The 12,771-nt window shown below is 51.4% G+C and carries 13 protein-coding genes and 1 pseudogene; 13 read left to right on the top strand and 1 reads right to left on the bottom strand.

The window, feature by feature from the left end:
• Positions 1–3: 3 nt before the first annotated feature.
• The 12 genes from CKY02_RS17160 to CKY02_RS17105 are packed head-to-tail and all read left to right on the top strand — an operon-like array spanning position 4 to position 11,881.
• Positions 4–390, top strand: coding sequence for a TIGR03745 family integrating conjugative element membrane protein (locus CKY02_RS17160; protein ID WP_240002076.1), 387 nt, complete (start codon positions 4–6; stop codon positions 388–390).
• A gap of 18 nt (positions 391–408) precedes the next feature.
• On the top strand, positions 409–786 hold the full coding sequence (locus CKY02_RS17155; RefSeq protein ID WP_112896240.1) for a TIGR03750 family conjugal transfer protein: 378 nt from the start codon (positions 409–411) through the stop codon (positions 784–786).
• Positions 783–1,439, top strand: coding sequence for a PFL_4703 family integrating conjugative element protein (locus CKY02_RS17150; protein ID WP_112896239.1), 657 nt, complete (start codon positions 783–785; stop codon positions 1,437–1,439). Before CKY02_RS17155 ends, CKY02_RS17150 begins: the two co-directional genes overlap by 4 nt.
• Positions 1,436–2,359, top strand: a complete 924-nt coding sequence (locus CKY02_RS17145) for a TIGR03749 family integrating conjugative element protein (RefSeq protein WP_112896238.1) — start codon at positions 1,436–1,438, stop codon at positions 2,357–2,359. The genes CKY02_RS17150 and CKY02_RS17145 overlap by 4 nt, the downstream gene beginning before the upstream one ends.
• Complete coding sequence (locus CKY02_RS17140) at positions 2,349–3,827, top strand: TIGR03752 family integrating conjugative element protein (RefSeq protein WP_112896237.1); 1,479 nt, start codon at positions 2,349–2,351, stop codon at positions 3,825–3,827. Before CKY02_RS17145 ends, CKY02_RS17140 begins: the two co-directional genes overlap by 11 nt.
• Positions 3,828–3,852: 25 nt before the next feature.
• Positions 3,853–4,272, top strand: a complete 420-nt coding sequence (locus CKY02_RS17135; RefSeq protein ID WP_112896258.1) for a TIGR03751 family conjugal transfer lipoprotein — start codon at positions 3,853–3,855, stop codon at positions 4,270–4,272.
• Entirely contained in the window at positions 4,269–7,151 is a 2,883-nt protein-coding gene (locus tag CKY02_RS17130) for a conjugative transfer ATPase (protein ID WP_112896236.1), read from the top strand. The genes CKY02_RS17135 and CKY02_RS17130 overlap by 4 nt, the downstream gene beginning before the upstream one ends.
• On the top strand, positions 7,148–7,558 hold the full coding sequence (locus CKY02_RS17125; RefSeq protein WP_112896235.1) for a TIGR03757 family integrating conjugative element protein: 411 nt from the start codon (positions 7,148–7,150) through the stop codon (positions 7,556–7,558). The genes CKY02_RS17130 and CKY02_RS17125 overlap by 4 nt, the downstream gene beginning before the upstream one ends.
• Positions 7,559–7,611: 53 nt before the next feature.
• Positions 7,612–8,553, top strand: a complete 942-nt coding sequence (locus tag CKY02_RS17120; RefSeq protein WP_112896257.1) for a TIGR03756 family integrating conjugative element protein — start codon at positions 7,612–7,614, stop codon at positions 8,551–8,553.
• Positions 8,554–8,568: 15 nt separating this feature from the next.
• Complete coding sequence (locus CKY02_RS17115) at positions 8,569–9,996, top strand: integrating conjugative element protein (RefSeq protein ID WP_112896234.1); 1,428 nt, start codon at positions 8,569–8,571, stop codon at positions 9,994–9,996.
• A gap of 2 nt (positions 9,997–9,998) precedes the next feature.
• Positions 9,999–10,370, top strand: coding sequence for a hypothetical protein (locus tag CKY02_RS17110; protein ID WP_112896233.1), 372 nt, complete (start codon positions 9,999–10,001; stop codon positions 10,368–10,370).
• Positions 10,367–11,881 carry a conjugal transfer protein TraG N-terminal domain-containing protein gene (locus CKY02_RS17105; RefSeq protein ID WP_112896232.1) on the top strand — a complete coding sequence of 505 codons (1,515 nt, stop codon included), beginning with the start codon at positions 10,367–10,369 and terminating at the stop codon, positions 11,879–11,881. Before CKY02_RS17110 ends, CKY02_RS17105 begins: the two co-directional genes overlap by 4 nt.
• Positions 11,882–11,930: 49 nt before the next feature.
• On the opposite strand, the gene CKY02_RS17100 is transcribed toward CKY02_RS17105, so the two are convergent.
• On the bottom strand, positions 11,931–12,311 hold the full coding sequence (locus CKY02_RS17100; RefSeq protein WP_011145442.1) for a hypothetical protein: 381 nt from the start codon (positions 12,309–12,311) through the stop codon (positions 11,931–11,933).
• A gap of 342 nt (positions 12,312–12,653) precedes the next feature.
• Here CKY02_RS17100 and CKY02_RS17095 point away from each other — a divergent pair.
• Positions 12,654–12,771: pseudogene (locus CKY02_RS17095) on the top strand (IS630 family transposase); the annotation flags it as partial.

The following is a 12,771-nucleotide window of genomic DNA, read 5'->3' as shown; positions in this document are numbered from 1 at the left end:
GAAATGGGTCTGTTAAACCGGGGATGTCAGTCACTGTTCCGCCTGTTTGTCCGTATCAATACCTGTGTAGTGTCACTCAGTGTGCTGGCTTATCTGGTTTGTCAACCCGTGACAGCGGCATTGCCAACGGTTGAGCCGCCTTCCAGCGGGAGTGGTGGTGGCATTTTTAATACCGTCAAAGGGTACTTGCAGGACGGCATCGTGATAGGCGGGCTGGTCGTTGCCGCGATCGCATTTATCAATGTGGCGACAGCGGCAATCCATACTTTTTCTGAAGTTCGCAGTGACAGAGCCTCCTGGACTAAATTTGGCGCGATTGTGGTGGTTGGCGTGGTGCTGTTAGTGGCTGTTATCTGGTTGCTGGGCAAATCGACGTCCATTCTCTTTTAACCCCAGGGAAGCGTCAGTATGGTTCAGACTATTCGTTTTTTACCTGACCGTCTTAACGCTGAACCTGTCGTGTTCCGGGGATTTACTACCCCAGAGCTGGGCTGGACGGCATTAACGGGACTGATAGCTGGCACGGTCATTGGCTTGTTACTGGCACCGGTAACGGGTTGGGTGATGATACCGACGGTGGCACTGATTGCGCCGTTATTATTGATTGCCTTTGGTGGCAAATACCTGGCCCGGATGAAACGCGGTAAACCGGCGCATTATCTCTATCGACGGCTGGAGGTTAAAAAGCGGTGCTGGGGTCTGGGTGACCCGTCACTGATTATCACATCACAACGCTGGTCGTTGCGCCGCCGTCACCGGGTAATGACCCGAATGGGGCGGTTATGAGCCGTTTTCGTCATGCGATTCAAAATCGGGACCAGCATATCCTGACGTTACGTGCGGCCTGTGGTGTGCTGGTTTTGTTGTTGTTGCTGAGTCTGAGTGGCTGGATGATGGCGCCGAGAGAGTTAACCATTTATACGCCGCCGGATGTCCGCAGTGGTAGTACCCGCCCGTGGTGGCAAGTGCCGGTCTCCCAGGTCTATGCCTTTGGCTTTTATATTTTTCAGCAACTGAATGCCTGGCCGAAAGACGGGGAAGTCGATTATCCAGCGAAAATAGCAGCGCTTTCTCCGTATTTGACCCCCTCCTGCCAGGTGTTTCTGGAACAGGATGCTCAAAACCGGTCACAAGTGGGTGAGTTAAAAGATCGCGTGCGGGTGGTGTATGAAATTCCGGAACGGGGCTTTCGTGACAGCAATGTGATGGTAAAAGACCGGGATAACTGGGTTATCCGGTTAGATTTAGTGGCCGATGAATATTTTCATGCTGAGCCGGTAAAACGGGCACTGGTACGTTACCCAATTAAAATCACCCGTTGGGAAGGGGATGCAGAGCGTAACCCGTTTGGTCTGGCACTGGATTGTTATGACAGTACACCGCAACGGCTGGAAGCCGCATTGCAGCCGGTACCGGCGAAAAAGGGGATATTCCAGTGAAAAAACAGGTATTCGTCGAGTTATTGGCATTGACCGCATTATTATTCGCCGGGCTGGTTGCAGTTTCACCCGTTGAAGCCGTGGAGTTGATGAAGTGGGAGCGCATCCCGCTGCCGGTTGCCTTGCATGCCGGACAGGAGCGGGTGGTTTTTGTGGATAAAAATGTCCGGGTAGGTTTTCCGAGTGCGCTGAATGGCAAATTGCGGGTACAAAGCACCGGTGGTGCAGTGTATTTGTATCCAAGTGATGCGTTTGCTCAGACCCGATTGCAGCTTCAAGATGTGGAAAGTGGTGAAGTGATTTTGTTGGATGTGACAGCCACAAATGGAAAAGGTCCCCTTGAGCCGGTTCGTGTAGTGTACCACGGGGATGTGACCACGCTGACGGCCAACTACCAGATTCATCACGGTGCCAAAGAGGATAATGCGTCAGCAACGTCTCCCTCTCCTGCCGGTGAACGTCAAGCCGCCTGGCACCAAAAACTGTCCTACACGGCTCCGCTGCCGGTGGTTCTGACTCGTTACGCCGCGCAGAGTCTGTATGCGCCGTTGCGTACAGTAGAAGCTGTTCCCGGCATTCACCCGGTATCATTGGCGCTACCACCCCGATTAACCACATTGTATCCCTCTGCGCCGGTAATAGTTTCCCCGTTAGGGGGCTGGGGCGTGGATAACCTTGCTGTGGTGGCGTTGAAAGTACGTAACGCCCACCGTGAGAACGTGGTGCTTGATCCACGCAGGTTACAGGGGCAATTCATAGCAGCGACCTTTCAGCATCGTTGGCTGGGACCGTCAGGCACGCCGGAAGACACGACTACCGTCTATTTGGTGGTGAAAGGTCGGCCTGACCGTGCCTTTCTGCCAGAACCGGTGAGGTCAAAAACGCCGATGAAGCAACAAGGAAATCCCCATGCAAATTAAGTCGAACGGTCTGGTGAAATGGGTCGTGCCTGCTTTTGTTATTGCAGGGCTGGCGGTGGGTATCAAGAGTTGTCGGCAATCAGAGATTCCTGTCAGCCAGACAGTGAATCATCAGGCCTTGGCAGAACTGTCTCCTGGGGAGCTGCGGGCATTGGGGATTGAGGGAGATACCTCGGAAGACACGTTGCGCACCCTGATTGGTGCTTTGCGCAGTATCCGTGTTCAGCAGGCGGCGCTGGAAAAACAAAATGCACAATTACTGGCGGACAATGAGAAATGGCGGAACGGAAGTCAGAATATGACTGACCAGATTAACCAGGCGGTAGCGGGTGCCCGTGAGGAAACAGAAAAGCAACAGCAGGTATTGAAAGCGGAGCAGCAAACGCTGTTCAGCCGACTTGATCAGTTGACCCGTCAGTTAGGCAATAAAAGCATGAGTACAAACTCCCCTCTGGTTGAGCGTGAGATTCCGCTGGGATTAGGATTGGACGATACCGGCCAAAATACGACCTCAGGCGGGGACAGGCTGGTCTGGATTACCCCACAGGATGCGTTACCGGCTGACCCACAGGTTGCAATGAGCGGTCAGCCAGCGACTCCCCGTTTTCCCGTGTCATTTCTGGAGGACAATGCATTGAGCCGTCAGAAACTGGAATACGACGGTATGACTAAAAATCAGCAAGCCATTACCGAGGGTGATACAAACGAGGCTATCCGGCCCGTTTATACCCTGCCCGAAAATACGACGCTGGTCGGCAGCCAGGCGATGACGGCATTATTAGGCCGGGTGCCGGTGAATGACAAAGTCACTGACCCGTATCCTTTTAAGATACTGATAGGTAAAGATAACTTGACTGCCAACGGCATTGAACTGCCGGACGTGGAAGGCGCGATTGTTTCGGGTACAGCTACCGGTGACTGGACCTTGTCTTGTGTGCGCGGCAATGTCACTTCTTTAACTTTTGTCTTTGCAGACGGTACCGTCAGAACTGTGCCGAAATCGGATCATCGCACCAATGGCAGCCATCACGTTCAGGATAATAGCGGCGGCGATATCGGCTGGCTATCTGACGACAACGGTATTCCGTGTATCAGCGGTGAACGTAAATCCAATGCATCCAGTTATTTACCAACCTTATTTGCTCTTTCTGGTGGCACAGCTGCGGGTGATGTGTTGTCGCAAAGCCAGTTAACCACTCAGTCCAACGGTTACGGCGGTGAGACGTCATCACTGACCGGGGATGCCGGTAAAGCGGTTTTGGGACAAGCTGCTGCCGGAGGATTTAAAGCCGTGTCGGAATGGGTCAAAGCCCGTTACGGCCAAACCTTTGATGCTGTCTACGTACCGCCGGGAGCCAGCGTGGCGGTACATATTACCCAACAAATACCGATTGATTACGAAACACAGGGGCGCAAGGTGAAATACCCCTTTAGCCTGGAACAGGAGAACAGCGATGGGCTGGACTGAGAAAATGCATATCTGTGGAACCAGTATGTGTAGCGTCAGATTGAAATCAGGCTGTTGGGTTTGCCTGCTCATAGTGACGACGGTCTTGACCGGTTGCAGCACGTCCAAAGAGGACATGTTGCCATCGGGAGACCAGACTATGCTGGCATTGTGGCAGGGAAAAGCCGCGTCGTCACAGACCACGCTGGAAGCCCGTCAAGTGCTGCGTCGGGGGCTGAACGAACGGGAGCCACAGGCCATGTTGGACTACACTGAAAGTTATAGTCGTACACAGGAAAATGAAATCAGTCAAACCTTCCCACGGCTACCCAATCCGGACATGGTGATGTATCTCTTTCCCCATTTGGTTGCGGGAAATTCGCCGGTACCGGGATACAGCACGGTGTTTTCGTTCTACAACCAGGTGCAATATGCTTTGCCGGGTGAACGGACGGAGGCATTGTGATGTGGTCGCTGTTGAATAAAGTCCGCTTGCGTAAACGGGGTAATCTATCGGAAGTTTTGGGTGAAACTGAGGTCATACTACCGTCATCTTCCACCGTTGTTGGGCGTGAACCTTTGAGGCGTCCCGGTAAAATGACCAGCACGGATGAAGCTGCGTTGTATGATACTTGGCCGTCTATCATTGATTACCTGCCTTGGGCCGAATATTTGGACGATGAGAAGTGTTTGTTGCTGGATGATGGTCTTTCAGTCGGTGCTATTTATACGGTTTCTCCGGTATCGACAGAAGGACGCCCCAAAGCCCGTCTGGAAGACATTCGTGACCAGGTAGAAGATGCGTTGCAAGATAGTCTGGAAGAAGATGACGTATCTCCCTGGGTGGTACAGTTTTTTTGTCAGGATGAGGATGATCCCGCGTTATATCTGACACAACTTCGTCAGTATATTAAACCTTGGGCGCAGGGTTCAGCCTTCACTGAAGCTTGGTTGGCTGAAACCGAACGTCATCTGAAGGGGATAACCCGACCAGAAGGACTGTTTAACGATTCATTGGTTACTGGTCAATCCTGGCGGGGACAGCAACGCCGTACCCGAATGGTCATTTATCGTTGGGTCCCTGTCGGACAGAAAGAAAGCTTGCTACCCATTGTGTTGCTTAATCAGGTGTGTGACCGACTGACAGTTTCTCTGGCTAGTGCAGGTATTTTGTGCCAACGACAAGATGGTGAACAGATTCATCACTGGTTACTGCGGTTATTCAATCCCGCTCCAGATTGGATAGATAAAACGACGTTGTATCAGGCGGCTAGTTATGCAACCCCACAGGCTGGTGAGTGGAAGCCAGATAATGATTTCACGGAAACCTTGTGGTTTACCCCGCCACGTTCTGATGTGAAAAACGGTGTCTGGTGGTTTGATAATATTGCTCATCGAGCGGTACCGGTTGAACGGCTGCGTCGCCCACCGGAGCCGGGAACGTTGACCGGTGAAATGGTCCGGGGTGAACATATTAATGCGCTGATGGATTTATTACCGTCAGGTACTCTTGTTTCACTGACCATTGTCATACCGGCCCAGGATAGGTTGGAACAGGATTTTGACCGGTTGTCAAAAAATGCAGTGGGAGAAAATACTGAATCAGGGCGAGTACGCGCAGACGTAAAAGAAGCTAAGGCACATCTGGGGCTGAGACATAAACTGTGCCGTTCTGCACTGATCTTTCTGTTACAGGGGGCTGATGTTGACGATTTGAACCGTCGGCATCAGCAACTGGTCGCAACCCTGTTGGTCTCGGGGTTGCAGCCGGTCAAACCCGAATGCGACGTCGCGCCGTTAAACGGTTATCTGCGTGCCTTACCGATGTGTTTTAACCCGCAACGAGACAAGCATCACTGGTATACCCGGTTGACTTGGATGCAGCATGTGGCCGGGTTGTTGCCAGTGACAGGGCGGGCGACCGGCACCGGTAACCCGGGTCTGAGCTTTTTTAACCGGGGCGGTGATGTGCTGACATTTGATCCGCAAAATAAACATGACCGTACCCAGAATGCACATCTGTTGCTGTTCGGGCCGACCGGTGCGGGGAAGTCGGCTACGCTCTGTGCGAGTTTATCGCAGCTGATGGCGGTGCACCGTCCCCGATTATTTGTGGCGGAAGCGGGCAACAGTTTTGGGTTGTTTGCTGATTACTGTCAACGTCTGGGGCTGAGTGTCAACAAAATCAGCATTAAACCGGGCTGTGGGGTCAGTCTGGCGCTGTTTGCTGATGCTCACCAATTGCTTCAAATGGCATCTTCTCAGCTGGATTTGGCGGGTGAAAAGCCGGCAGAGGAAATTGAAGACGATGGGGACGATGAGCAACGCGATATTCTGGGTGAAATGGAAATTGCCGCCCGCATGATGATCACCGGCGGGGAGAAGAAGGAAGAAGAACGTCTGACGCGGGCGGATCGGGGCATGATCCGCGAAGCTATCATGATGGCGGCAAAAGCGAGTGCTGACGATGGCCGACAGATGATAGCGGAAGATCTGCAAAAGGCATTGTCTGTGATTGCCCGGGACAGCCGGCGGGATGAACAGGGGCGATCATTGCGTACCGAACAGCGTCGTGCCCGTGCCGAAGAGATGGCGGGGGCGATGTCAATGTTCACCAGTGGTTTTGAGGGGGAATTGTTTAATCGTCCGGGAACTCCGTGGCCAGAAGCCGATGTGACGCTGATTGACCTCGGTACGTTGGCGCGTGAAGGGTATGGTGCCCAGATGTCGCTGGCGATGGTGTCTCTGGTCAATACCATCAACAATATGGCGGAGCGCGACCAGTTTGAGGACCGGGAGATTAATTTTGTGGTGGATGAGGCGCATATACTGACCACTAATCCGCTGTTGGCGCCCTACATGACCAAAGTGGTCAAGATGTGGCGAAAACTGGGCGCCTGGTTGTGGCTGGCTACTCAGAATTTGGCGGACTATCCGGATAGTGCGGAGAAAATGCTGAATATGGCAGAGTGGTGGTTGTGTCTGACAATGCCGCCGGATGAAGTTGAGCAGATAGCGCGTTTTAAAAAGCTGTCTGAAGAACAAAAATCGGTGTTGTTGTCAGCCAGCAAACACCCGGGCTGTTACACCGAAGGCGTGGTGTTGTCGAAAAAAGTGGAGGCGTTGTTTCGGGTGGTGCCGCCCAGTGTCTATCTGGCGCTGGGTATGACGGAGAAAGAGGAAAAGGCAGAGCGCAGGGCGATTATGAAAGCGCTTCATTGCAGCGAATTGGATGCCGCCTTTGTTGTGGCGCGAAGGCTGGACCGTGCTCGTGGTCTGATATCTGAGAAAGAGGCGGATGTGCGTGATGAGGATCTCTTAGCCATGCAGGAGTGTAGGCTATGAATATCAGGGTATTCTGGACGCTTTTGCCGTTGTTAATGCCGGTATCCGTGTTTGCCAGCACAGTGATATATACCGACACAAGCCATCCACCGCGCAATGCTGATCAACGTGTCCGGGTTGTGTACCTTGATGAGGCCGAACAACTGCAAGCACAACTGTTCGGTCAGTTATCCGCTGATCCTCAACAGGCAATCAAACAGGCCCGTCAGATTTTGCAGTCTCCATCGTGGCATCAACAGGGGCAACATATTCGTCAGGCTTACCAGGGGTTACTGAATGCCTGGACTCTGGGCCTTAAGAAGTTCCCGGCAGTGGTTTTTGATGATGGTTCTGTTGTGTACGGTACGACAGACGTCAGACAGGCCCGGTTACTTTGGGATACCTATCAGCAGGAAAACCAGCCATGAAATCTTCGGATTTATCGTCATTAACATGGCATTCCCGGCTGAAAAAGTTCGGTATGGTCCTGATGCTAACGGTTGTTCTGGCGCCCGTGGCCGTTGCCAGTGTGAATACGGCCCAGATTGTGGCCAGTGCCGCATCGGTATCGTGCATCAGTTGGCGGATAAAAGGTCTCTGTTACTGGCTGCTGTGTTCTCCCTGGGGGTGCAAGGTGCGTACCTCGGTGAAAGTGGAACATTTTATTCCTCAGGCCGTGGTCTCCGTCTATAACGCGCCTGGCGGTAATCCCTGGAGAGAAATGTCGCCGGTCAGCCAGGCAGTCGGTGAGGTGGAAAATATGGTCACCGGTGCACTTTCCGGGATAGTCATGGGTGGTGGCAATCATCAGCTGAAAATCCCTGGCAACGGAAAAAACAATCTGCATTTTAAATATGCCGATGCGATTGGGCATCCGGCAACTGCCATGATGGGCGGAAAAATTTCGGGGTATGCGTGTAAAAGTGCCGCCGCGCCTTTTGTGCCTTACTTTTTGAGTACTCTGGATAGCCTGGTTTGGCGGACCGGTGTGCCGGAATCATTTTATCCCGAGGCGCTTATTCCGGGTAAACGTGAACTGGGTGATTCATTTCGGGGCAATATGTGGGGCAATATTTATCCGCGAAGCGGGTTTGTGACACAACAGGATGATAATAAAGCGGCTGCGGTAGTAGCGCAACGGGTAGCAGACATTATCACCCGTACTGGGCAGGGGCATGTTTATCAATCCCTGCAAGGGAACCGTAAACAGGGTTACTGGCCACCCGGCGAAGTAGTCGAAAATACGGGTAGCCAGAATCATCAATGGCAACGTATAGCGCCGAAAATGAGCGCATCTTGTGCTGTTTTTCCGGATAACAGCGGGGAAGCGGCAAAGGACGGGAATTATGTCTTTGCATTGTGGCAACCCTATAGTTGTTGTCAGCGACGTGGACAGACTTTTCTCTACAGTACCGATTTTTGAGACTGGGATCATGGGATGAGACAACGATTATTTTTGCCTGTATTGATAGCACTGGCGTTTATGCGTGCTCCTGTTGTTCAGGCGGCAGGTTTTGCCATTGCTGACAGCCCGATAGGTTATGGGAAAAGCCTGAATGGGGCGGTATCGGACAAACTGTTTTACAACATGGGTGGCGGATCAGTGATATCGCAGCCGGCGACCCGCAGTCATCTGCAACATTTGGGCGGATTAAACCTCGGTTGGAGCAGTGACCTGATGTGCGGTAACTTTGATTTAAAAACGACGGTAGGGAATCAGCTTAATGGCCTGACTTCGGGGTTTAAAAACCTGATGGGGGAAGTGATACAAGGGGCTACTGGGGCCGTAGCCAGTTTGCCGGCAATGGTTATCCAGCGTGCTAATCCGGGATTATATGAAATGCTGACCAACGGTGTGTTACAGGCAGGTATTGCGTTCGACAAATCACAACTGAGTTGTCAGAACATGTCACAGCGTATGATGGATTTCTCGGATAGCAGTAAATGGACTAAAGCGGCGTTGATGGAGGAATACAAAACGCTGGTGAATACCGGCAACGGTGACGCGGTCGGCACGACACAAAAAATGGAGGTTGCGGACGGTACACAAGGTTCAAATTGGATTGGGGGTGAAAAACGGGGAGGAAAAGGGCAGAAAGCGATTCAGCCTATCCGGGATCTGGCAAAAGCCGGCTTCAATATGATGAACAACCTGCCGGCGAATAGCCATGCCAATGTCAACCGCACACAATGTAATGGCGCTGCTTGCCAGAAATTCAAGAACAGTGAAGAAGCCGCCGCCGCGGTCGTCAGGGTGTTAGGTGATCGTTCGGTTCGTACCTGTACGGACAGTCGTCAGTGTACCAGTGGCGGTACCGAAGACCAGCCGGGTGCAAGTGTTGCCGGGACGGGGTTTGCGCCGATGCTGGAAGAGGCGACCAGAACCAACATTGAGCAATTGATGAAACTGGTCAGCGGGGAAAATGCGCCTACTGTAGTCAATCTGGCAAAACTCAAAACGGGTAGCTTGGCGGTGACTCGTGGGGTTGTCCAGGCCCTGAAACGTGATCCGGACAGTGGTGCGCTGGTGAGTCGGTTGGCCAGTGAGTTAGCGATGGCAGACACCATTGAGACTGCGCTCACTATGCGGCGAATGTTGATGACCGGGCAGGCAGAACCGAATGCCGCTGCTCAGGCGCAGGCTATGGCAGAGAGTGATCGTCGCATTGCGATACTGGACAGAGAAATCACTGCCCTGAAGAATGAAATGGAGTTGCGCCGGGCGATTGCACAAAATACCGCACTGACCACGCTTGAGCGTGAACAAAATCGGGTTGAAATGAATCTGCAACGGCAATCCACCGATAATACCGACAGCCGTATTCACACCTTGTCTGTGCCACCGAAAGGGCGTGAAGGACAATAATGATGTCTGAGCAAAGTGAAATCCGGGCACCGACTGGCACTAAACAGAGGTTGATAGTGGGACTGAAACGGAATTTCAGGCGGGGGTTAATCGTCACGTTGATGATGGGGGGTATGTTACTTGTTGCCGCAGTTGGCTTTGAGTATCCGTCTCAGTTCAATGCCTTACAACATTGGATGTACGCGACCCGTTACGGCTGGCTGGCCTGGCGATTGGCCATGTACAGTGTTATTGCCTGTTTCATGTGGCAGCTTTGGCGATCCCCATTGCCGTTAACACAGAAAGCGGCTCTGAAACGGATGGCACTCATTTCGCTGGGATTTGTGGGATGTTGTGAGTATGCCATGTTCTTCGTCTCCGGAGAGCAGTCATGACAACTTACAGCTACCTGGAATATTTTCTGACCCTGCTGGGCTGGATGGTGAATAACGGCTTGTGGAATGTGCTGCTGGCCACCGGGTTATTTGTGCTGCCGCTGACATTCAAAATGATAGGTATCTGGCTGAAAGTCCGGGAAGAAGGGGAGGATGAAGGAAATAAGGGCATGCTCTCAGTGACCCGGATTGAAAACACTTTGTATGGCGCTTTTCTGGTGATGATTGTTTGTTGTATGCCGTTGGTCAATGTGAGTCTGAGTACCATTACGTATGATGACTCGCGGGCAAAAAGTTGCGGCACTTGGACACCGAAACCGGCTGAAACGGGCTATGCGTCCGTGATATCGTCGCTTGATGGTAAAACAGCGGCGGCTCCGGTTTGGTGGATACTGGTTCATCAGATTTCCAAAGGGGTGACTCAGGCCGCAACAGCTTCTCTTCCCTGCCGTCCCGACCTGAGGCAACTGCGTTTTGAGGTCCAGCATACGCGGATTAATAATCCGGCACTGGCGCAGATATTACAGGATTTCACCCATGACTGTTATGCGCTTGCATTGTATCAGTGGAAACGTTGGGACGAGGGAAGAACTTTGGATGAAGCGGTATTACGGGATATTGAAGGGTTAGGGTCAAAAACGTTTCTGAATAGTGCGGGTTATTATGATGTGCTTCAGTCAAAAACGCCTCGTTCGGATTTTCCCTGGAAACCGCACCGTGATGACGGTTTGGCTAATACGGGGCAGGGGGGATATCCGACTTGCAAAGAATGGTGGTCAGACAGTCAAGTGGGATTGGAAAAACGGGTGATGGCTCAGGCTGAGCCAGGTATGTGGTTTCGGTTATCGGCAGCATTGAAGCTGATGGGCAAAGATACGTCAGAATACAAAGAAGCGGTGATACGGCGTCTGGTGAGCCCGGAAAGCTTGACCGCATCTCAGGGGGGACATGTCTATGCAGGTTACGGGGGTAACGCGGATTTTACCCTGATGAATTCGGTGGGCCGTGTGGCCTCATTGGGGGGGATGTCGTTGGGGAGTCTGGCGGCATTTCCGGCGTTTGATGCAATGCGCCAGGCATTACCAATGGTGCAGGCTGTTATACTGATGGCGGTGACTATCATATTGCCCCTGATTATCGTATTTGCTGTCTATGAATATAAGACGGTCATTACGCTGACCTTTGTCGTGTTTGCGCTGAACTTTTTGACCTTCTGGTGGGAATTGGCACGCTGGTTGGACAGCTGGTTACTGGAGGCATTGTACGGTTCGGATACGCACAGCCGCTGGAATATGGCCGGTTTTCAGAATAGCACAGACGATATCATTATGAGTTTTGTGATGGGGACGATGTTTATTGTGCTGCCAGCATTGTGGATGGGAGCGTTGTCGTGGGCGGGTATCAGAGTTGGTGGTGCATTAGAAAACACAGCGTTGCGACATGGGACTTCTGAAGCTCAATCTAGTGGTGCCAGAATGGGAGAGTCGGTGTCAAACAAAATCATGAAATAGTTTATATGATTATATTAAACAGTGGTATAGATAATTTATTTCACTGTTTTTAATCATCTAGTTTGCTGCCGTTGGAGTAAAAACCATAACCTTCTGAACCATTTCGATACTTAGCTTTTAGAGATTCACTGTAGGTAGTATCTTGCTTGTTATCTTTAGCTAGTGAAAATCCCAGTAGTAGTCCAAAGATCAGCACAATAACTCCTATTGCCATTAGTACTCCTGCCAGCAAAGTGACTACTATACTGCTAACAAGTAAATAAATGGGCATATGTCCCATCCAGCTAGGGAGATTGTATTTGTGGGCTTTGGCAACACAATGTTCATCCCAAGTACGTAAACGCTGGCGTAAATTACGATAAATCCTGGCAGCTTTTGCTCCCCGAATCTGAGCGCGCATTGTACGTTGTATGTCATTATGGTTAGTCATTGGGTAGTCTCTTGTTGAAACAATGTTCAGATAAATAATATGATTATTTTCTGGTTAGGTTAGCTAAAAGTCTGAGCGGCGTCTATGGTGTGAATTGTAAAACGAGTTGTGTGTTATGCACATTTGCACGGCTGATAGAGCTCATTCACCTGACCCCACAAAGGGTCGGGTGAATGAAAGCAGTTGGTGAGCGGGGTTGGCGAACCAACATCAGCGGTGTAACTGTGTATAACGCTTATTTAACGAAAGATGGGTAGTCATATTTTTAATCATTATGACATATATGCCCGTAATCATTGAAGGTGCTTGATTTTTCCCAAAATAAGGATCATGGTACCAGTCATGAAAATATTCATTACCGATGAACAAAAAGCCGAACTCGAACACCTCCATCACACCTGTCGTGATAAGAGGGAGTGTGATCGCATAAAAGCGGTTCTGCTGGCCTCTGAGGGCTGGA

The sequence above is a fragment of the Photorhabdus bodei genome (genome assembly GCF_003287735.1).
In the GTDB taxonomy this organism is placed as follows: Bacteria; Pseudomonadota; Gammaproteobacteria; order Enterobacterales; family Enterobacteriaceae; genus Photorhabdus; species Photorhabdus kayaii.
Note: the sequence above shows the minus strand (reverse complement) of the source record. Positions and strands in the feature narration are given on the sequence as shown.